This window comes from Streptomyces sp. NPDC059679 (genome assembly GCF_042734105.1).
GTDB lineage: Bacteria > Actinomycetota > Actinomycetes > Streptomycetales > Streptomycetaceae > Streptomyces.
On sequence record NZ_JBHWES010000028.1, the window covers coordinates 110,383 to 130,316 of the forward strand.

18 protein-coding genes and 6 pseudogenes are annotated in these 19,934 nt (G+C 66.8%); 13 read left to right on the forward strand and 11 right to left on the reverse strand.

The window, feature by feature from the left end; all coding sequences use genetic code 11:
* Positions 1–270 precede the first annotated feature (270 nt).
* Positions 271–948, reverse strand: coding sequence for an FG-GAP repeat protein (locus tag ACFV2X_RS27775; RefSeq protein ID WP_385621423.1), 678 nt, complete (start codon positions 946–948; stop codon positions 271–273).
* Between ACFV2X_RS27775 and ACFV2X_RS27780 the strand changes: the two are divergent.
* Positions 878–1,050, forward strand: a pseudogene (locus tag ACFV2X_RS27780) (IS5/IS1182 family transposase); the annotation flags it as partial. The gene ACFV2X_RS27775 and the pseudogene ACFV2X_RS27780 overlap by 71 nt on opposite strands.
* 242 nt (positions 1,051–1,292) lie before the next feature.
* A complete protein-coding gene (locus ACFV2X_RS27785) occupies positions 1,293–2,636 on the forward strand; it encodes an endonuclease domain-containing protein (protein WP_385621361.1) in 1,344 nt (447 codons plus the stop codon).
* Positions 2,637–3,018: 382 nt separating this feature from the next.
* Here the strand turns inward: ACFV2X_RS27785 and ACFV2X_RS27790 are convergent, their stop codons facing one another.
* Positions 3,019–3,936: an SDR family NAD(P)-dependent oxidoreductase gene (locus tag ACFV2X_RS27790; protein ID WP_385621363.1), complete on the reverse strand. Its 918-nt coding sequence runs from the start codon at positions 3,934–3,936 to the stop codon at positions 3,019–3,021.
* Between the two features lie 101 nt (positions 3,937–4,037).
* Here ACFV2X_RS27790 and ACFV2X_RS27795 point away from each other — a divergent pair, with 101 nt between their 5' ends.
* Positions 4,038–4,703 (forward strand): TetR/AcrR family transcriptional regulator, encoded by a 666-nt coding sequence (locus ACFV2X_RS27795; RefSeq protein ID WP_385621365.1) that lies wholly within the window; start codon positions 4,038–4,040, stop codon positions 4,701–4,703.
* Positions 4,704–4,750: 47 nt separating this feature from the next.
* On the opposite strand, the gene ACFV2X_RS27800 is transcribed toward ACFV2X_RS27795, so the two are convergent.
* Together ACFV2X_RS27800 and ACFV2X_RS27805 are read right to left on the reverse strand one after the other, a co-directional pair.
* A complete protein-coding gene (locus ACFV2X_RS27800; RefSeq protein WP_385621367.1) occupies positions 4,751–5,188 on the reverse strand; it encodes a hypothetical protein in 438 nt (145 codons plus the stop codon).
* A 69-nt stretch (positions 5,189–5,257) separates the two neighbouring features.
* Positions 5,258–6,013: an SDR family NAD(P)-dependent oxidoreductase gene (locus ACFV2X_RS27805; RefSeq protein ID WP_385621369.1), complete on the reverse strand. Its 756-nt coding sequence runs from the start codon at positions 6,011–6,013 to the stop codon at positions 5,258–5,260.
* Between the two features lie 128 nt (positions 6,014–6,141).
* Between ACFV2X_RS27805 and ACFV2X_RS27810 the strand changes: the two genes are divergently transcribed.
* Both ACFV2X_RS27810 and ACFV2X_RS27815 read left to right on the forward strand, forming a co-directional pair.
* Positions 6,142–6,576, forward strand: coding sequence for an Rrf2 family transcriptional regulator (locus tag ACFV2X_RS27810; protein WP_014182561.1), 435 nt, complete (start codon positions 6,142–6,144; stop codon positions 6,574–6,576).
* Between the two features lie 393 nt (positions 6,577–6,969).
* Positions 6,970–7,332, forward strand: a complete 363-nt coding sequence (locus ACFV2X_RS27815) for a transposase (RefSeq protein WP_385621372.1) — start codon at positions 6,970–6,972, stop codon at positions 7,330–7,332.
* A gap of 159 nt (positions 7,333–7,491) precedes the next feature.
* On the opposite strand, the gene ACFV2X_RS27820 is transcribed toward ACFV2X_RS27815, so the two are convergent.
* Positions 7,492–8,298 carry a hypothetical protein gene (locus ACFV2X_RS27820; RefSeq protein WP_385621374.1) on the reverse strand — a complete coding sequence of 269 codons (807 nt, stop codon included), beginning with the start codon at positions 8,296–8,298 and terminating at the stop codon, positions 7,492–7,494.
* Between the two features lie 902 nt (positions 8,299–9,200).
* Here ACFV2X_RS27820 and ACFV2X_RS27825 point away from each other — a divergent pair.
* From ACFV2X_RS27825 to ACFV2X_RS27835, 3 genes and pseudogenes are all read left to right on the forward strand, one after another.
* A complete protein-coding gene (locus ACFV2X_RS27825; protein ID WP_385621376.1) occupies positions 9,201–9,665 on the forward strand; it encodes a hypothetical protein in 465 nt (154 codons plus the stop codon).
* A 67-nt stretch (positions 9,666–9,732) separates the two neighbouring features.
* Positions 9,733–10,321, forward strand: a pseudogene (locus ACFV2X_RS27830) (response regulator transcription factor); the annotation flags it as partial.
* Positions 10,322–10,325: 4 nt separating this feature from the next.
* A pseudogene (locus tag ACFV2X_RS27835) lies at positions 10,326–10,885 on the forward strand (two-component sensor histidine kinase); the annotation flags it as partial.
* A gap of 139 nt (positions 10,886–11,024) precedes the next feature.
* On the opposite strand, the pseudogene ACFV2X_RS27840 reads toward ACFV2X_RS27835, so the two are convergent.
* Positions 11,025–11,189, reverse strand: a pseudogene (locus ACFV2X_RS27840) (integrase); the annotation flags it as partial.
* 410 nt (positions 11,190–11,599) lie between these two features.
* On the reverse strand, positions 11,600–12,736 hold the full coding sequence (locus tag ACFV2X_RS27845; RefSeq protein ID WP_385621378.1) for a type II toxin-antitoxin system Phd/YefM family antitoxin: 1,137 nt from the start codon (positions 12,734–12,736) through the stop codon (positions 11,600–11,602).
* Between the two features lie 141 nt (positions 12,737–12,877).
* On the opposite strand from ACFV2X_RS27845, the gene ACFV2X_RS27850 reads away from it, so the two are divergent.
* Positions 12,878–13,240 (forward strand): IMP cyclohydrolase, encoded by a 363-nt coding sequence (locus ACFV2X_RS27850; RefSeq protein ID WP_385621380.1) that lies wholly within the window; start codon positions 12,878–12,880, stop codon positions 13,238–13,240.
* 131 nt (positions 13,241–13,371) lie between these two features.
* A complete protein-coding gene (locus tag ACFV2X_RS27855) occupies positions 13,372–13,596 on the forward strand; it encodes a hypothetical protein (protein ID WP_385621383.1) in 225 nt (74 codons plus the stop codon).
* A gap of 1 nt (position 13,597) precedes the next feature.
* Here ACFV2X_RS27855 and ACFV2X_RS27860 read toward each other — a convergent pair.
* Positions 13,598–13,894, reverse strand: a pseudogene (locus ACFV2X_RS27860) (helix-turn-helix domain-containing protein); the annotation flags it as partial.
* Positions 13,895–13,965: 71 nt separating this feature from the next.
* Complete coding sequence (locus tag ACFV2X_RS27865; RefSeq protein WP_385621385.1) at positions 13,966–14,334, reverse strand: VOC family protein; 369 nt, start codon at positions 14,332–14,334, stop codon at positions 13,966–13,968.
* Positions 14,335–14,592: 258 nt separating this feature from the next.
* On the opposite strand from ACFV2X_RS27865, the gene ACFV2X_RS27870 reads away from it, so the two are divergent.
* On the forward strand, positions 14,593–15,435 hold the full coding sequence (locus tag ACFV2X_RS27870) for a phosphotransferase (RefSeq protein ID WP_385621388.1): 843 nt from the start codon (positions 14,593–14,595) through the stop codon (positions 15,433–15,435).
* 248 nt (positions 15,436–15,683) lie between these two features.
* Positions 15,684–15,956: pseudogene (locus ACFV2X_RS27875) on the forward strand (hypothetical protein); the annotation flags it as partial.
* Here the strand turns inward: ACFV2X_RS27875 and ACFV2X_RS27880 are convergent.
* Positions 15,925–16,458 (reverse strand): GNAT family N-acetyltransferase, encoded by a 534-nt coding sequence (locus ACFV2X_RS27880; RefSeq protein WP_385621390.1) that lies wholly within the window; start codon positions 16,456–16,458, stop codon positions 15,925–15,927. The pseudogene ACFV2X_RS27875 and the gene ACFV2X_RS27880 sit on opposite strands and share 32 nt — an antisense overlap.
* A gap of 218 nt (positions 16,459–16,676) precedes the next feature.
* Positions 16,677–18,911 (reverse strand): ATP-binding cassette domain-containing protein, encoded by a 2,235-nt coding sequence (locus tag ACFV2X_RS27885; protein WP_385621392.1) that lies wholly within the window; start codon positions 18,909–18,911, stop codon positions 16,677–16,679.
* Between the two features lie 63 nt (positions 18,912–18,974).
* Between ACFV2X_RS27885 and ACFV2X_RS27890 the strand changes: the two genes are divergently transcribed.
* Positions 18,975–19,925: a helix-turn-helix transcriptional regulator gene (locus ACFV2X_RS27890; RefSeq protein WP_385621394.1), complete on the forward strand. Its 951-nt coding sequence runs from the start codon at positions 18,975–18,977 to the stop codon at positions 19,923–19,925.
* The last annotated feature ends 9 nt before the right edge of the window (positions 19,926–19,934 follow it).

A 19,934-nucleotide genomic window follows, 5' to 3' on the forward strand; every position in this document is an offset into this window, starting at 1 on the left:
TTCGGTTGATCCGGAAAAGGTGCCGAACCGTGCCACGAGCGTGAATGACCATCACTGAATTCCCATTGGTGCGATGGAGCGAAGAGGTACAGAGAGGTACGGAGAGAAACCGAGGTGGATCAGACGGGGGAGGGCGGATCGGGCCCCTCCAAACCGAGGCGCCGCACCGAGGGCGCGGCGACGACGCCACATTATCCAGGGCACATCAGGACAAGCAGTAAGGCCGATACCGGCCAGGTACGGTCAATATCGGGCAATGTCCGGCCGAAATCAGCGCCACCGGGCCGTACCGGACGACCGTGATCGCCGTGCCAGTTGCCAGCTGCTGGAGCAGAAGTCGGTTGATGACCCGGCCCTTGAGAGGCGTGGAAGAGGGGGTCGGCCAGGACGGGGAACCTGGCCGATGCCGGACTGTGGGGTGCGGGCTGCCGGCGGTGGCGGTCGCCTTCGCGGCGAAAGGCACCGTGGGGCTTCAGCCGAACGATCTTCCCCACGGGCAATAGGTGAGGCCCGGGGACACTGTCCACCGGCCGGCACCCGCGAATACTCCAACCAGAACCGATCCCCGGACATTCCCGCACCGGAACCGCTCAGCCCGAGGAGAAGGTGCCTGGCTGTCGGGCTCGGCGAGACGGAGCGGGCACCAGTCGTCGTGATCTTTGTGCCGCTGGAGGGCAGGTACGTCACCGCGCCGTTGCCGGAATTCTCCCAGGAGCCGTCGCCGGGCACGCCGGCGGTGCTCTGCGCGAAGTACTGTGCGCCGCACCTGGTGTCCAGGCCGCTCTCGGAGCCGTACCGGACGGTGACCGCGCCGGTGTCGGCGACGCCGTTCAGGTCCTCGCCGGCGGCGCTGATGACGATGTCCTGGTAGTGATCGCCGTTGATTGCGCCAAGCGCGCCAGAGCGCTCCGGCCTGGGCGTGTACCGCTGGGTCGTGGAAGGAGCGATCGCGCTGCTGCACTGGTCTGCCGTCTGCGCATCCGCTGGGAGATTCGCGACGACATCCACCACGCGTTCGTCGCCCTCGGCTGCGCCGTCATCTGCTGGTGACTACTGCGCACCGTACTTTGTCGGGAGTAAGGACTCTGTTGCTCAATTCGTCTGGGCCCGGGGACCGTTGATACACAAGGGTGACTTGCCCGATTTTCGACGTTCTGGTGGTGAGGCTGCGGGCACGGGACTGACGAACCAGATGCTCAGGAATCAGGAGTTGCGGGCGGCGGATGCGGCGTGGGCGGCGGTCTGGCTGACTGGGAACCCGTTGCCGCGTTGGGAGCCGTTAGCCTGTCGGTATGTCAGAGCGTGTCATGCCCGGTCGCACGGACGGCCTGATCACCCTGGGTGCCGCGGACGCTCTGTGGGTCGATTTGACGGCCGACAGTGCTGTGCCGACGGCTTTTGGGGCGTTCACCTGCTCTCCTGCCCATGCCCGGGTGGGGTACGTCCTGCTCGGCGGCCATGTGGTGGCGACGGTGAGGGCGAGCGGCGGTCAGTGGAGTGTTCCGGAGGCTGAGGTGCGCCGGGCGGCCGCGGAACTGAACGCGGTGGAAATGGATCGGCAGGACTTGGTCCGCATCGGTCCGTTTCGTGGGGCGCCGAGGCAGGAGTCCGACGAGGAAACGCCGCTGCGTTGGCGCGGGCGCATCATGAGGGGACTGCAGGAGCTGGGCGGCCCCGGGCGGGCAGCACGACGTGAAGTCGGCCGGCCTTACCATCTGGCGGGGATCGACTGGCGACAGATACTCGTGGAGCAGACCCGCGACGGGACGCAGCGGACGTGGTGGCTGCCGCGTGCCGTGGTCAGGCTGCTCGACGCGGCCGAGCACACCGAAACGCAGTGGGTGCAAGCCGCGCGGACCCTTCAGACAAGCGCATCCGCCACCGAACCGCGCTTCCGCCCCCGGCAGGCCCGAGATGCCGACGGTCGGCAGACGACGAGGCCCGAGGGCCCCACCGCCTCACCGCGCCCGTACAACGCAGAGCTGGAAGGCCAGCTGTACTCGGTGCTCAGCAGGAAGCCCGGTACCTCCCGCAGGGTGGCCGGGTGGGTGTGCGCCGTCTGCCGCACCGCGCCCGCCGCCGTCCTCGACCACTGCCACGAACACGGCTATGTCCGTGCCCCTGTCTGCCAGTCCTGCAACACACAGGAACGCCCCGACCACCTGTACAGCAACGACATCCGCGTGGCGAGCCGCTACACACGCCTCTTCCACACCGACGCCGACGACTGGCTCCGCCACTGGCACCGCTGCCCCGGCTGCCGCGCACGCACCACCCTGCCCCTGCCGCACCTGGCCGCATGGACCGCCCACATAGGCTGCCGATCGCTGCGCCCGACCCACCGCGCCTCCGGCGGGCGCAAGCCCTGCGGTGTCCTGCGTGTGTCCTGGACGGGCAGTCAGAACGCGCCCCGTTCGTGCCTGCTCACTGTCGCCGTCGATTTCTGTCCCTCCGGCGAGCACCGTGTCCTGGCGCGAGTCCCCTACCGCGAAGCCGCCGAGCGGTTTCGTGTCTGGTTGGCCGAGACGGCTCCTGCTGTGGCCGCCGCGGCCGGTCCTGACCGTTTGGACGGACTCCCTGCCCAGTTCCGGCCAGTCATCGCGGACACCAGCGGCGAGGGCCTGGCACTGTTCTGAGCGGGGACCGGGAGACCTGACACCCCAACGTCACCTCGCAGCTGCCGGCTCCCGACACGGTCACCCCGCACGCCCAGTGAAATGCCCGGAGAGTGAGTAAGGGCAGGCGATGCGCCGCAAGGAGCCGGCCTGTTCGATGTGTCAGAACGCACTCGTAGCAGTCGGGCCCGCGCAGCCTCACAGCCGGGATCTCAACACGTCGACCACAGCCCGGCGGGTACGGGTACGAGCGTCAAGTATCTGAGTCCGTCCGTCTTCTCTGGCATCGGTACCAGCAGCACGGCCCCGGCCTGGGACACCACCCCACAGCCCCCACCCTCGACTCACCCCTACTGGTCAGAGGCGCTTCTCGCTTACCTGGCCACCTGTCGGAGAGCCCGCTTCATGAAAGCTGTGGAGTCACCGTTGAGAATGTCACCCCGGTGAGTTCCTCGGAGACGGTCCACAGGCGCTGCTGGGTGGCCTGGTCGTGGGAGTCGGGGCTGGAGGTGACCAGCTTCGGGTAGCCGCGGATCTCGCCGCGGTTGCCGGGGCCGTAGTACTGGCCGCCGGTGACGGCCGGATCGGTGGCGGCGCGCAGGGTGGGCAGGGCGCCCATCTCGGCCTTCTGGGTGAGCAACGGCGCGAGCCAGGTGATGAGCACGCGAACCGCGGCGGGTGTGTTGCGGGCGAGCTCGGTGTTGGACATGCCGGGATGGGCGGCCACCGCGACCGTGGTGCCGTGCGGTGCGAGCCGGCGCTGTAGTTCGTACGTGAACATAAGGTTGGCGAGTTTGGCCTGGCCGTAGGCGGCGGCACGGCTGTATGAGCGCTCCCACTGCAGGTCGTCGAAGTGGATGGCGGCCCGGATGCGGTGACCGGTGCTGCTGACCGTCACGACGCGGGAGCCGGGGACGGGCAGGAGCCGGTCCAGCAGCAGGCCGGTCAGGGCGAAGTGGCCGAGGTGGTTGGTGCCGAACTGCAGCTCGAAGCCGTCGGCGGTGGTCTGCCGCGGGGTGTACATCACGCCCGCGTTGTTGATCAGAAGGTCGATGCGCGGGTGGGCGGCGCGCAGGTCGGCCGCCGCGGACCGGATCGAGTCCAGGGAGGCCAGGTCGAGGGCCTGGACGGTGACGTCGCCGGTGATGCGGGCGGCTGCCTGCTTGCCCTTCTCCACGTCGCGGACCGCCAGGACCACCGCCGCCCCGCGCGCCGCGAGCATCCGGGCGGTCTCGAAGCCCAGCCCGGTGTTGGCGCCGGTCACGATCGCCACCCGGCCGTGCTGATCAGGGATGTGCTGCTCTGTCCAGTTGCCGCTCATGAGGTACCCCTAAAGAACCATCGGTCTGTTATGGGAGGCAAACGTAAAAGACCGCCGGTCTTTTGTCAAGGGACCGATGGTCTTTAAGCTAGGCTGAGGGCGTGACATTTCAGCGGGCGCGAAGCGAGGAGCAGCGGGAGATCCGCCGCCGGGCGATCCTGGACACGGCGGCGGCGATGCTCGGCGAGATGCCCGTGGCCGAGGTGAGCCTCAACGAGCTCAGCCGACGGGTGGGCCTGGCCAAGTCGAACGTCCTGCGGTATTTCGAGTCGCGCGAGGCGGTGCTGCTCGAACTGCTGGACGTTTTTCTGGAGAGCTGGCTCGCCGAGCTGGCGGACGAGCTGGCCGCGGGCATCGAGGCGCATGCGGCGCCGGAAGTGCGGGCGGGCCAGCTAGCCGAGATCCTCAGCCGGTCGCTGGCGGGCCGGGTGGTGCTGTGCGACCTCTTCGGCGCGCAGGGCGGCGTCCTTGAACGCAACGTCTCGGTCGAGGTGGTCAAGCGGCACAAGCGTTCCTCCCTCACGAGGCTCGCGGCCATGACCGAGCTCGTGTGCCGCCACGTACCCGAGCTCGGCGACGGCGCGCAGCTGTTCTGCCTGATGAGCCTGGTCTCGGCGGGTGCCCTGTCGGCGTACGTCCCGCCACCGCCCAGCCTCCTCGCCGCCTACGCGGACGAGCCTGCCCTCGGCGTGCTCCACCTGGAGCTACGTGACGCTCTGCGGGACTCCTTCACCTCGGCGCTCCTGGGCGTACTGCCGCGCGCCTGAACATTTCCGCAACCGGCGCTTCTATGCCTATCCGGCCGGAACGGACATCACCACGACTTTGCCGGGCCCTGGGGTGTGAGGGTTTCCGGCAAGGCTTCCAGGTCGGCCTGTTCCGTCGAGGAGTCGGCCACGAGATCGGGTGCCGCCTGCCGCTCCGTGCTCCGGGCGACGACGTCCTTGATGGCGTGCGAGGCACCTTGCTCGTCGGTGGTGACCATGGCGTTCCAAGCGCGGCTCTTGTGTCGGTACTGGAGCATGGACATCGCGGCCTCGGGTCGGATGAAGTCGGCGTCGCGCAGCAGTCGGCTCTGCCAGGTGCGGCCGAGCGGGCGCGCCAGCGAAGTCGCCGAGGCGAGGCCGCTGTTGAGGCCGCGACCGGGCCAGAAGTGGACGGCGTTGGCCGCGTCGTCCAGCAGGAAGCCGTAGGTTTCCGGGCTGCTCGACGTGGGATGTCTTTCGCGCGCACGTGGGAGCCGTCCGCGCACACGCGGGTCGTTGGCGGTGCGCGCCCCGAAGGCGCGATGTCCTTCGGGGCGCGCGGCAGGGGTTCCGGTTCAGGCGTTGTAGCCACCGTGGGCGTCCAGCACCGCGCCTGTGACGTACGACGCGGCGGGGCTCGCCAGAAAGGCGATCGCCGCGGCGATTTCTTCGGGGTGACCCATGCGTTGCAGAGACAGCGAGCTGACCAGGGCTTTGAGGGTCTCGGGGTCCGGCCCTTCCATACCGCCCTCCATCAGTCCGGCCTCTACGACGTTGGCCGTGATGTTCCGGGGCCCGAGGTCCCGTGCGACCCCCATGGTGTACCTCTCGATCCCTGACTTGGTCGCCGAGTAGTCGGCAAGGCCCGGGGCGCCGACCCGGGAGCCCAGTCCGGAACTCACCGTGATGATGCGGCCTCCCGCGCGCAGCACCCGGGAGGCGGCCCGGATGACGGCGATCACGCCGAGGTAGTTGGTGGCGTGCATCCGGTCCAGTGCGGCGGTGTCGGCGTCCGGGTCGTCCACCGTGCGGCCCTGCTCCACCGAGATCGCCGCGTTGTTGACGAGGATGTCCAGGCCGCCGAAGTGCGCGACCACGTCGTCGATCAGCGTCGGCGCCCGGCTGATGTCCGCCTGGTCGGACTTGAAGGCGACGGCCTTGGCTCCCTTGCCGTGCACCTCGTCGACGACAGCCTGCGCCTGCTTCTCGGAGCTGACATAGGTGAAGGCGACGTCGGCGCCCTGCTCGGCCAGCAGTCGTACGGTCGCGGCTCCCAGTCCGCGCGACCCCCCGGTGACCAGGGCGACCTTGCCTGTGAGTGGCTTGCTCATTCTTCTCACCTCGTTGATTGACCCTTCCCGATAGTCGCAACATTAATTGTTACGACAGATTGTTGCAACCTTCGCTGTTACGACTGTGGTGTCGTAACATAAAGCGTTGCGGCCGAGAGGAGGGGTTCATGAGTGCCAACAGCAGGTTGACCATTGCCGCCCACGCGCTGGCCTGGATCGGTCTCTACCAGCGCCAGGGCCATGAGGTCGCCACCTCCGAGCAGATCGCGACCAGCGCGAACACCAACCCCGTGGTGATCAGGCGGCTGCTCGGCGAGCTGCGCAGGGCCGGGCTCGTGGAGTCCCGGCGGGGCGTGGGCGCGGGCTGGTCGCTGGCGCGCGAGCTGGGGTCGATGACCCTGCTCGACGTGTACGAGGCGGTGGAACCCGGCCCGCTGTTCGCGATGCACCGCACCACCCCGGACCAGGGATGCGTGGTGGGTTACGGCATCCAGCCGGCGATGCAGGGCATCTACGAGGGCATCGAGGAGACCCTGAGGCACGAGCTGGCCCGCGTCACGCTCGAGAACGTACTCCGGGACGTACTCGCGGCACCTCGCTAGCCTCCCCGTTACGCCCTGACATCACCAAGATCCCCATCCATGCCCAGGCCAGGGAATAGCCTGGCAACTCCCGCCGCTGGAGCTTGGGTTCGGCTCCGGACGGCCCTGCTGGCGGCGCCTGGAGCGTTGGCAGCAGGCTGGGGTCTTCGACCAACTGCACCGCGTCCTGCTCGCCGAGCTGAACGCGGCCGGCGAACTCGACTGGTCCCGCGCGTGCGTGGACGGCTCCCACGTCCGCGCGAAAAAGGGGGCGCCGGCACTGGTCCGTCGCCGGTCGACCGGCGGAAGATGGGCAGCAAACACCACCTGATCTGCGACGGAGCGGCACCCCGGCCAAGGTCATCACCACCGCGGCCAACGTCAACGACGTCACCCAGACCCTCGCCCTGGTCGATGGCATCCCCCCCCGTGGCCGGACGGCCCGGCCGCCCGCGCCGCCACCTCGACTCACTCCTCGGTGACAAGGGCTACGACTCCAATCCCAACCGGCGGGAACTGCGCAAGCGGCGGATCCTGCCGGTCATCTCCCGCAAGGGCGTCCCGAATATCAAGGGCCTGGGCAGACTCCTTCCCCAAGCTCTCGGCTTCGCTCGAGCAGGGGAGACCCCATCCGTCGTCGAGCAGACCTTCGCCCTGCTCCACCAGTTCAAGCGCCTCGCCGTCCGTTGGGAACGCCGAACCGAACTCCACGACGCGTTCGTCTCGTTGGCCTGCGGCCTCATCTGCTGGAGACGCCTCCAGAAGACCTGCCCATGATCGTGTTACGAGCTCTTAGGGCTCATGCCCGAGGATGCGATGTCCTCGCGCCGAGCCGGGACTTCCCGCCCCTGATCCTCGGGAACGGGCGGATCCGCCCGGACGTCTCCCGCCTGATCGGATGTCATTGCTCCGCCACCCCTGTTCTCCCCTCTCACGTCAGCAGTTCCCTTGCCAAGGCACCGCATAGGAGCTGCCGATTTCATACAGCCCTGGTGTGGAAACTTTAAAACGGATCCAGTCACCATCACGCTCGATACAACCAGCGCTGGTGCGTAGCCAGGGGGAATAGGGGATACGGAACCTAACCATGCCGGGCTTGGGAACTTGTACTGCAATTTTTGCATTGTCGCTGCTGACGACTGACGCATCCGCACCTGAGATGATTGGCCTGGCACCCTTCACCCGAAAAATCTGCCACTGGGAGTCGTGCCATACCGGCTCCAGCCAGCTTGGTCTGCTGCGGACGAGTTTGGCTTCGTCTTTTGCCGCCCAGTCAGGCTCACCCCCCGGCAAGACGACATAACCTACCGCCCACTTGTCGAGCCATGCGCGATATTTCCCAATCGTGAACTGGTTTTCATAGAACAGGCCCCCACGTTCTACATCGAGCTGACGATTCCACCCCCGTGCCAGATTCACGTGAGGACCGAGTACGGTGGTTTCACGATGATTGACAGCAGGCACTACCTCCACACGCGTGCGGTCCGCGTGCAAACGGTCGAGTGCTTTCAGTACACCTTGCGTGTGGGACGCCCATGACGGCACAGGTGTCGACATATTGAGCACATGGATAGTGTGTGCCGTCACCCACTGCACAGAAAGAGCGAGGGAAAGCCCGATAGCTACCCTTGACGCTATTCGAACGCCGCGCTCGAGCAGCACGCAGAGAAGCACCGGAGGCCCGAATAGTTCAGCGAGACGGATTACGTTGGAACCGACAGGCGAAGAAATCAGTCCGGTCAAAACCACACCTGACGCATAAACCGCGGAGCTGAAACGTAGAGTCCTCCACTCTCGCGGTGCCAGTAGCGCCAGAACGATTCCGAAGAGAGCTGGCTTCCAAATGTTGCCCATTGCCATGGGCATTACGCCGCTAAAAGGAAAGAGCAAGATCGTCAAAGCGACCACTGCGACAGGCGGTGCACAAACAGCGATAGCCCTTCCAATATCCCGGTTCAAGAGCCACCCTGCCCCAAGGACCAGGAGAAACAGCCCTGCGACGGGACTAGCCATAGTTGCCAGGGCGCTGAACGCCGATGCCAGGACCAAGCGCCGGCTGGAACCTGCGAGGCTAAGACAGGACACTAGTGCCAGAGTCACGCCCAGTGCGAAAGTCGAGCGCCCCGATGCGACATTCGCCCAGAGAGACAGGGCCGCCAGGAGTGAAGGCCACAGCGGACGACTTACTCCGCTACGTACGAACACACGCCCCGTGAGCCACGTGGCAATGATTCCCGCCCCCGCAGTGACGGTCCGCACACCAAGAACGGCCATCAACTGCGGCGCAATTACACTGTAGTTGCCGACATGGATGCCCCCGTACCAGCCCAGGTTGTAGGGGGATCCGGGGTTTCGGGAGACGAAATCCGCCCATGAAAATTGCGCGGCAAGATCACCGCCACCTGTTGCCAGATATGCGGCCCATACTGCATACAGCGGCAGGGCCAGGGCGGTAGCCGAAATCGGGACGTAGTGTTGGCGCCAGCGTGTACGCGCCCATGCGAATCTGCCGGCATGAACACTATCTACAGGCGGCTGGACCGCCGATACGGAGAGAGGCAATGGTCGTCCGTTCAGTGTTTCCCGCGGAACTTTTGTGGAGCTGACGAACGTCCCGCTGGGCAATTTGATTGAATTCTGGCTCGATGATCGGCCAGAATTGCTCGAACATTTTGCTGGCGACGGGTGTTCGCCGTCTCGATCTCGTCGAATTAGTCCATCCGTCCTCAGTTGGCCACGGTGCTGGACAGTCGAATCCCGCCGAGTTCATGTACTCGCTCCAGCGGGCTACAGAATCTTCCGTGGCCGAGGTGCTCTTCGCATCATCGGACGCGTGCCACTTCAGTTCATTGAACTTAGCGAGGGAGACTTTCGGGCCGCGGCTCGAGATCCTCTCCGCTTCAGGCGGGTTTCGGATCAATAGAGCGCTGGTCAGCGACAAGGGCGCGATGACGACAACGGCTTTGGCCGGGCTCGGTGATTTTCGGCGGGCGGGTACGGGAGGGGAAACCGTCCTGACCACGGCGGGGCCACGTTCATCACAGGACATCGGCGACAGGGCCTTTCAGCAGTGGCGAAGACACTCCGCCAGCGTGCCCGGACCTCATTGACCGGATGCTGACCCAACCTGACCGGCCGATCAGGAAGACGGGCCGACGCTGTGCATGGCCGCACCACATGCGCATCCTGGTGGTCGAAGACGAGGTGGACCTTGCCCACACCCTGCACACCGGCCTGACCGCCGAGGGCTACAGCGTCGACCTCGCCCATGACGGCCGACAGGCACTGTGGATGGCCCGGACCGGCGAATACGTGCTTATCGTACTGGACTTGATGCTGCCCGGACTCAACGGCTACAAGGTCTGCGCCCAGCTGCGCCGGGAGGGCAACGCGACCCCCATCCTGGTCCTCACCGCCAAGGACGGGGAGTGGGACCAGGCAGAGGCCCTGGACACGGGGGCTGATGACTACCTGGCCAAACCCTTCTCCTGCATGGTGCTCGTCGCACGGCTGCGGGCACTGGTCAGACGAGCCGCCGCGCGCCCCGCCCGTCCTTGCCGTGGGCGACCTCTCGTCGGATGTCGCCGGCCGGGTCTGCCGCCGGGCCGGGGCCCGGGTGGAACTCACACCCCGGGAGTTCGCCGTGCTGGAGCTGCTGGCCCGCCGGGCGGGCCAGGCGGTCTCCAAAACGGATCTGCTCTATCACGCGTGGCCCGGCGAAGCCCGGGATCCCAACCTGGTGGAGGCGCGCGTCAGCGCCCTCCGCAGCCCTGGCCGTCGCCTCGACCGCCGCCGTCATCCTGGCCGGCATCGGCTGGTGGGTACACCGCGAGGTCTACCGCGAGGGCACGCGGATCGCCGAAGAACAAGCCCAGGAACAGCTCTGGGCTCTCGTCGATCAGCTGAACGAGGGTGTGGTTCCCGTTCGCAGAAGCGCCGTGCCGTACGAGGTCGTCGCGACCGGCCGACGCACCGCTGTCGCCTACGGCGAAGGCATGGACGACTTCGATCCCGGCACCCGCCATGTGTGCTGCCCGCCCCATCGGAGGCCAGGGATCCCAGGCTCTTGACGATCCGTCCCATCCGCATACCGGTGCGCCGCGACGACAACCCCAGGGACAGATTCGATATGGCCGGCGGGACCTACATGGTCATGTCCGCCGATATCAGCGCCGATGAACTCAGCAGCGACAAAGTCGCCGCTCTGGGCGTCGCCGCCGACGCCAAGCTGCGGGTCTATGTGGTGGTGCTCCCGAACACAGCCGAGGCAATCACCAAGACCACCGACCGCCTGCTGCTGGCCGGGCTCGTCAGCCTCGTACTGATCGCCCGCCTCGACACCCACACCCCCACAGCCGGCCCCGAAACCGTCGACCTGACAGCCCTCGCCTCCCGGCTGACCGAGTTGGTCGGCCGACTCCGCGCGGCCGGCCTCTGCCCTTGCCGGAAACCTCATCGGTGCAGGTCACGCGGTGACAGGTCGGTATCCAGAGCTCCATGATCGAGTTCATTCGTGGCACCTGGATGCCGCTGAGGACGACTTCGATCCCCGCGTCCCTGAGGACGGCATCGAAAAGGTCGGGGAGCTTCCCGTCCCGGTCCCGGATCATGAACCGTGCGCGGCAGCCGAGGTCGCCCGCGGTGCTGGAGCTCCGGTCGGGAGAGTCCGGATGGAGCGCACGGCGCGAGGCCGACCGGGTTGCTCGGGCTGAACCGGGCCTTTCCCTTGCCGAGTTGGCGTTCCAGGACCGTGATCTGATGACGGAGAGCCAGGATCTCCGCATCCTTGTCCCGGTCGCTCGCCACCGGCTACGCGAGAGCGTCTGCACGAGCGACCGTGGCCGACGACCGTGGAACTCGGTGTACCCGCTCTGACCAAGGCGGATGAAATTCTCGGCAAGCGCACGGTGGGGCTCTCGCCGGTTCGGGACAGGGCGGCCGCGGAGCGAACGACGACACCGCGCTGTGCTGCACGCCTTTCAATTCTTGGCTACCAGCATCCGGGCGCTCGCCCCACGGGCTGTACTGGTAGGACGTTGTCCCCTCAGCGGCGGGCGGGGCGGGCGCAACGCACGTGCCCGGATGTGATCGCGTCCCGGGGCAGGGACAGGTTGAAGGCGCGTTCCAGTCCGGCGAAGAACAGCGGAATGCTGTCCGCCCAGTCTGTTTCCTTTTCCGCGCGGCGGATGTGCGGGTTGAGGAAGCCCAGAGGCGCGTTCGGGGCGAATGGTGTCTCACCCGGGGTGTACCAGATGAGCTCGTACATGTCTCGCCGTGCGTCAGCGCGGTCCTCGATCGGGAAGGGGTTCTGGTACACCCCGTCCTTGCTGTAGCTGAAGTCGTAGATGGCCTTGGCCATGGTCGCGGTCAGGGTGATCTGCTGCGGGGGAGGCGGGTTGAGGAGGGGAGAGAAGGCGTTGTCAAAGTTGTGGTAGCCCAGCCACGTCCACCCGGCTGCTTCCCCGAAAACGAGCACGCGAAGGAGGTCGTCAGTACCGTCGCGTGCATCCCACTCTCGCACCTGGTGCAGCAACAGCCCGTCGGTGATGTCCTGAGCGTCGGCTCCGTAGGCGAGTGCGACCTCTTCGGCGGCCGGGCCCTTGATGAATTCGAGCACCGTGAAGGGCTCCTGGGCTCTCCAGTCGTCGGCGATCCACGCTATGCCATCGCCGACCGGAGGTTGGCGAGTGAGGAACTCCTCGAACGCGGCCGCCTGCTTCGGGTCCATGTAGCCCTGGCGGCCGGTGCGCGCGTTGCCCTCCAGCCAGTCAAGCTCGTCCAGGGACCGAAGCTCGGCCACGACCACGCGGTCCCGTGTGAACGTCATCCGCACCCCGTCGGTATGCATATACCGAATATAAGAGCCCTGCTGCTCCGGGCCGACCGGACGCTCCTGCACCGTTTTCGGCCGGGGTCTCGGGCCGCCGTGTACTCGTTGCGCAAAGTGCTCCAGATCGGCCAGCTCGGCCGCTGGGAGGAGCACGCCCATCGGCTCGCCGCCGTCGGTGATACACACCCGCTCGCCAGTCTCCTCGACACGGCCGAGCAGGCGCCCGAAGTCTGCTATTACCTCGCACAGTTCAATGCTGTTCATATCCCGGACAATACCGGCAGCCCCGCCCGCGTCAGGGCGATCGCAGACTTTAACCCTGACGAGCCGAAGTCGGTAGAGCAGGCTCATGATAGGGCTCCGCGATGATCCACGCGCGAGACGCGGGGATCAGGAGACCATACGGCGGGCGTGCCGGAGGCACCTTGATCCGCTTGGATATCACCGCCGACTTCGCGACGCGAAGCCATCATGCAAAGGGGCGCAACCACAGTGGACTTGCTGAAAAACGTGCTGGCCGATAACGACTACCCTGGCCGCGGCGTGCTGTGGTGCACCACCGGCGACGGCACCACGCTCGGCGCCTACTTCCTCACCGGGCGGAGTCCCGCCTCCCAGGCCCGCACTCTTCACCGCACCTCCGCAGGCGAGCTGATCGTCGCGCCCTCCGACGCACGCGAACACGACCACCTGCGGCATTACGTCGCCGCCCGTCAGAGTCCAAACTGGCTGGTCTTCGGCAACGGAGAGCAGGTCTCCACCGTCGCCGACCGACTCGCCTGCGGACAGGCTCCGCTCCTGGCCCTGGACGGACTGGACTACGAACCCGACCCCCCGATCTTCACCCCCGCCTGACCGTGATCGCGGACAACCATGAAGGCGGCCAAGCCTGGTTCGGGGCCGCCCGACACAGCGCCGGAAACCGTACCGCCACCAACCGGCTCACCCTGCACATCAGCGACCTGCCTCCCAGCGAGGGAGTGCTCATGACGACCTACCACCCGAACGGACAGGAGATCGCCACCGGCGCCCCATTCACGGAGATCCGCACCACTGCCGAGACCAGCGGCGACCTCCTCGACGAGCTGTGGTCGGCGCTGCCACCTCATCTCCGCATTGCCGCGGCTGTCTTCACACCAAGGGACCTGGCGGGTTCCAGCATCCGACAAACCTCACGCACACGCGACCACAGCCCCTGGGGAATCACGTGATCGTCCACATCGTCTTCACGCGTTGAAACGACACGCCCTCCTCGCGGAGCAGGGCGCGAGGGCCCTCGTGGCTGATGTCGTCGACCACCCCCTTGGGCCGACCGCCCCTGCACTTCGGGTAAAGCGAATCGAAGCCGTCGGCGTTGAAGTCGTGGATCACATCCCGAACCCGGTCAGCGCTGGTGAACGTCACCTCGACGATCTTCGCCACGCTCATACCCCGCGCGGACAACAGCACCATCTGCGCGCGCCGCCAGGTCACCACCGACCCCGTGCCTCGACGGACGATCCGCAGCAGCCGCTGCCCCTCGTCACTGTTGATCTCCCGCACCCGCACCCGTTCTGCCGTTCAGTTGCCTTCGATCTCCGTCAGTGGTGACCGGTGTCGATGACGCAGAAGCGGTTCCCCTCGGGATCGGCGAGCACGACGAAGTCGGCGTCGTCCGGATAAAGATCCCAGTCGACGCGCTGGGCTCCCAGGGACACCAGCCGCTCGACCTCGGCGGCCTGGTCGGCCGCGTCCCCGGCATACAGGTCCAGGTGGATGCGCGGATGCTCCTGGACTGGTGTCTTGCTGAGACCGAGCGCCAGCTGCACCCCGGTCCCTTCCGCAGGCACCAGCACCACCCAGTCGTCTTCCATCTCCTCGCGCGGGACGTATCCCAGCGCCTCCATCCAGAACGCGGCCGCACGCGGCACATCCGAGACACCCAGCACAACGGAACCAACTCTCAGCATGCGCCGATTCTGACGGACACCAGCGAGCCGACGACACTGACTACGCCCCCAACGACATGGCGAGCGTTGCCTGATGCGGCACTGGTCACACGATAGGCGGAAGAAAACCAAGGCCCGTGCAGGTCCTTCCCTGCAATGCTTATCGCCGGGGCCGGGGCCGGGGCCGGGTTCGGGCGCCGAATGGTGTTCGCGAAGACATCGGGGGCGTCGCTGTTGTCCCCCAGACGTGTATGCGTACTCAACAAGAGGGAGGACGGTATGGAGCCACTGGAACTCCGCCGTGCAGTTGAGGCAGGACGGGCGACTGCTTCGGAGCTGGGCCTTCAGGTCGACGATGTGGTCGTCATCCACAACTCGGATCGCGTCGCGCTGCGCCTGGTCCCTTGCGATGTTTTGGCTCGGGTCGCACCTCCGGGGCATCTGGTTGATTCCGAGTTCGAAGTAGAGGTTGCCCGCCGTCTCGCCGACGTCGACGCTCCGGTGGCTGAGCTCGAGCCTCGGGTCGGCCCCCGAGTCCATGTGCGTGATGCCTTCGCCATCTCGCTCTGGACCTACTACGAGCCTGTGGAATCAGAGATCGCGCCGGCTGACTACGCAGACGTGCTCCTGCGGCAGCATGCAGCCCTGCGCCAGATCGATCTGAATGCACCGCATTTCACCGATCGAGTCGCCGCGGCACTCAGAGCGGTGAACGACCGGGATCAGTCCCCCGAGCTGGCCGATTCTGACCGGGAACTCCTCAGCGACACGCTCAGTGGACTGAGCGCCACGATCAGCACCGAGAAGGCCGGCGACCAGCTGTTGCACGGCGAGCCGCATCCGGGCAACCTCCTCAACACGAGGAGGGGGCCACTTTTCGTAGACCTCGCCACGTGCTGCCGTGGGCCGATCGAGTTCGACCTCGCCCATGCGCCCGAAGAAGTGGGTAAGCACTATCCGGGGGCTGACCACACCCTGATTCACTGGTGCCGCGCACTGAACTGGGCCATGTTCTCGGCCTGGCGCTGGCGCCGAGACGACCAAATGCCTGACCGGGACCACTGGAGAGTGGAGGGGCTCAACAAGGTCCGTGCTGCACTAGAACGCCGCGGACTGGGCTGAACTCGAGACAGAGGGGTTGCTGGGTCCCAACCCGTTGCGCCGTGTGCTGCATCCCGGCACGGTCCAGGGGCCGAACTCGGCTGACTCGAGCAGAAACCGGATCCCCTCGCCCCATGCCACATCAACAACTCGGACGCGGACTAGTGTCGCATCAGGCAACGTTCGCCCTGCCGTGACTCGCCGTCTGGGGCAGGTCTGGGCGGCGTGTATCCGCCATGCTGTCCTGGTGGCTGAGCGGGTACGTCCGGGCTGCCGCGAACAATGTCGAGATCGCCTACACGCCGACCAACAGCTCCTGGCTCAACCGCATAGAGGCCCAGTTCACGGCCCTGTGCTACTTCGCACTGGACGGCACGGACCATGCCGACCACAAGGAGCAGGGCAGCATGATCCGCCGCTACATCATCTGGCGGAACAAGCATGCCACCGACGAGCGCCTGCGGAGAGTTAGTTGTGCGCAGGGCGAATGTCGCCTGACGTGCAAGACCATCACGTGGTTGCGACCTGTGGCTCGTCGTTGACGAAGCCGAGCCGTCGGTTCATGCCAATGGCCGCTGCGTTGTCAGGGTGGTGGAAGGTCCTCAGCCAGTGCATGCCGTGAGACCGCGCGAAGCCGATGGCCAGGAGCTTCATGGCCAGCGAGATTCCCCTTCCCCGGTGGCTGGCCAGCAGCCCGGTCATCTCGCTGAGGGCGTGCCCTTCGGGTTGGAGCGACGTGGTTGCCATGCCGACCCATGACCCGCCGTCCAGGGCGAGAACGACGCCCTGGGGGTCGTAGGTCGGAGTCTCGATGCGCTGGGCGAGGTACTCGGTGAACGTGTAGAACTCCCCCCGCTCTGGGATGTCGGCGGAGCACGTCTTGTTCAGGTCGTACAGCGCGCGCCGATGTTCAACTGTGTCGCCGACAGCTGCCATGGTCGTGAACGCGATGCCAGTCTGCTGGCAGCGTTGGACGTAAGGCTCGAATCGGGCATCGTCGAACGCATCCAGGTCGAGCTTGAGCCGAACCCACTCGACGGCCATGAGGGAACCTCCAGGGTCACCAGCCTGAACACGTCCTCGAAGCCTTATCGATCAACGGCACGCCGCATCACAGTAGGGCGAACGTTGCCTGATGCGGCACTAGTCACATGATCGGCCGGACAAGCCCAGGCGAAAGCACCGGCTTGAGTGACCGATGGGTGAGTAAAAGGCCCTTTCTGGGGCCGTGCGTTGTCCCGGGCGGTGCCATGGCGGCAGGATCAGACGGTTTCGTGCAGCGCTTCGGCGGTGGCCGTGGAGGTGATGCCGGCGACGGGTCCCTGATAGAGGATCTGCCCGCCGCGCTTCCCGGGACCGGGGCCGAGGTCGATGATCCAGTCCGCCCGTCGGATGACGTCGAGGTTGTGCTCGATCAGCACGACGGTGTGACCGTGGTCCACCAGGCCGTCGAGGTGGCTCAGTAGGGTGTCGATGTCGCGTAGGTGCAGGCCGGTAGTGGGCTCGTCGAGGATGTAGAGGGTCGGGTCGGTTGAGTCCCGGAGCTCCTTGGCGATCTTCACGCGCTGGCATTCACCTCCGGAGAGAGACGTGAGGGGCTGGCCGAGCCGGAGGTAGCCCAGGCCGACCTCGTCGAGGTGGCGCAGCGCCTTCGTGACCGTGCGATCGGAGAGCCGGTCGATGGCGTCGGTGACCGTGAGGTCGTCGATGTCGGCGATGGACAGCCCGTCGACCCGGTACTGCAGGACCTCGGGCCTGAACCGGCGCCCCTGGCAGGTCTCGCAGACCGTCTCCTGATCCTCCATGAACGCCAGGTCGGTGGAGACGATCCCGAGGCCCTTGCACTCGGGGCAGGCGCCCTCGGAGTTGGCGCTGAACAGGCCGGCTGGGACCTGGTTGTGGCGTGCGAAAACCTTACGGATGGGGGTCGCGATCCCGGCGTAGGTGATCGGGGTCGAGCGGCGGTTGGTGCTGACCGGTTTCTGGTCGATCACGACCGCGTCGTGCTGGGCGACGAGTTCGCTCGCGAGACTGGATTTCCCGGAGCCGGCCACGCCGGTGAGCACGGTTGTCACGCCCGTCGGAATGTCCACGGTCACGTTCTTGAGGTTGTTGCGCGTGGCGTCGGCCACGGTGATGTGTCCCCGCGGCGTCCGCGGATCGCCCTTGATGGGCCGGCGCTGTGACAGCGCCGCCGTCGTGGCGGTGCCGGCCGTGCGGAGGCCACGGAAGCTGCCCTGGTAGACGAGCGTTCCGCCGTGCGCGCCCGCGAGAGGCCCGACCTCGATGATCTGGTCGGCGATGGCCATGACGGCGGGGTCGTGCTCGACCACGAGGACGCTGTTGCCCTTGTCCCGGAGCTGCTTGAGCAGCTCGGTCATGGAGGAGATGTCGTGGGGGTGCAGTCCGACGGTGGGTTCGTCGAATACGTAGAGCATCTCGGTGAGGCTGCTGCCCAGGTGCTTGACGGTCTTGATCCGCTGGGACTCGCCGCCCGAGAGCGTCGTGGTGGCGCGGCCGAGGTGGAGATAGCCGAGCCCGATGGTGATCATCGCCTGGAGTCGTTCCGTCAGCGCGGCCACCACCGGTGCCACGGTTGCGTCGGTCACGCTCGTCATCAGCTCCGCGAGCTCATCGACCTCCATCCGCGCCATCTCGCCGATGGTGTGGTCGAGCACCGTGGCCGCCCGGCTCGCCTTGTTGAGACGGTCCCCGCAGCAGTCCGGGCACACCTTGGAACGGGTGAACTTGGCGAGGGTTTCCTTCTTGCGCTCGTTCATGTCGTCGGAGGTGCGCAGGTAGATGCGCTCGAATCGCTCGACGACGCCCTGGTAGCCCTTGGGCAGCCGGTTCGCCAGCGACCCGGCGGACCCGATGCCGTACAGCAGCGCGTCCCGCTCGGTCCGGCTCCAGCGGCGCAGCGGCTTGTGGACGTCGAAGACGTCGATGTCGGCGAAGTTCGTGTACCAGTAACCGTTGACGGCGAACCCGGGCAGCAGGACGGCGCCCTCGCGCAGCGACCTGTCCGGGTCGATGAAACGGTCGACGGCGCTGGCCACGACCTCGCCGATGCCCGAGCAGGTGGGGCACATGCCGACCGGGTCGTTGAAGGAGAAGTGGCTGGACTCGCCGACGTGCGGTGTGCTCACCCGGGAGAACAGCAGCCGGAGGTAGGTCCAGGTGTCCGTGATCGTGCCGACCGTGGAGCGGGCGTTCCCGCCCAGGCGCCGCTGGTCGATCACCACCACCGGGGAGAGCCCCTCGATCGCGCCGACCTCGGGGCGGGTCCACTTCGGCAGCCGGTTGCGGATGTAGGGTGGGAACGTCTCGTGCAGCTGGTAGCCCGCCTCCGCTGCGATCGTGTCGAACACCAGCGACGACTTGCCCGAGCCCGACACGCCGACGAAGACCACGACTTGTGAGCGGGGCACGTCCACGTCGAGGTCTTGCAGGTTGTGGGTACGGGCTCGCCTGATCTGGATCCCTTGGTTGGACATATTCAGGACCGTACTGCGAGATGTGGACGGAAAGTGGCCGCGACTGTCTGCGACGATGCGGTCATGGCCGACGTCATGCAACGCATCCTCGCTCTGCTGGGCGTGCTGCAGTCGGGCAAGACGTTCACGGGTGAGGAGCTGGCGGCCCGGCTGGACGTCCCCCCGCGCACCCTGCGGCGCGACATCAACCGGCTCCGCGGCTACGGATACCCGGTCGAGACGCAGCCAGGCCCGGGCGGCTACTACCGGCTCACGGCCGGGCGGGCCATACCCCCGCTGCTCCTCGACGACGACGAGGCCATCGCGACCCTCCTGGGCCTGGCCGCCCTCGGCGCGACCGGCAACGCGCGTGAGGGCAGCGTCGACGACGCGGCGATCCGCGCCTACGGCAAGGTCGATCAGTACCTGCCCAAGCGGCTGCGCCCCCGCGTGGCTGCGCTGCGCACCAGCCTGGAGACGACGCCGACGCCGACGCCGAGCATCAGCGCGGAGACGATGAGCACGCTCGCCGAAGCGATCACGCACGAGCGCGTCGTGGAGTTCCACTACGTCGGCGCGAACGGGATGGCCACCTCGCGCAGGGTCGAGCCCTATCGCCAGATCCACCTGCTCCTGAGGTGGTACTTGCTGGGATGGGACACCGACAAGGAGGACTGGCGCGTGTTCCGCATCGACCGCGTCAGTGAACTCCAGGCGCAGAGCAGGACGTTCGCACCGCGCGCGCTGCCCGCGGGGACCGGCGTCGACTACCTCCGCCAGGGCATCAACAGAAACCGGCAGCGTGTGGTGGTGACGATCGACGCCCCGATGACGGAGGTGGCGGACGCGTTCGCGCATGAGGACATCGACATCACGGCGGCTGCCGGAGGCGGGACCCACGCCGTCCTCATGCTCGACTCCTGGCAGTGGCTCCTGCCGCGTCTCGCCTTTCTCGACGCTGACTTCCGCGTCGAGGAGCCCGCGGAGTTCCGCGAGGTGTTGCGGCGGTTCGGCGCCCGCCTCGGCCGTCAGTGACCGGCCGGC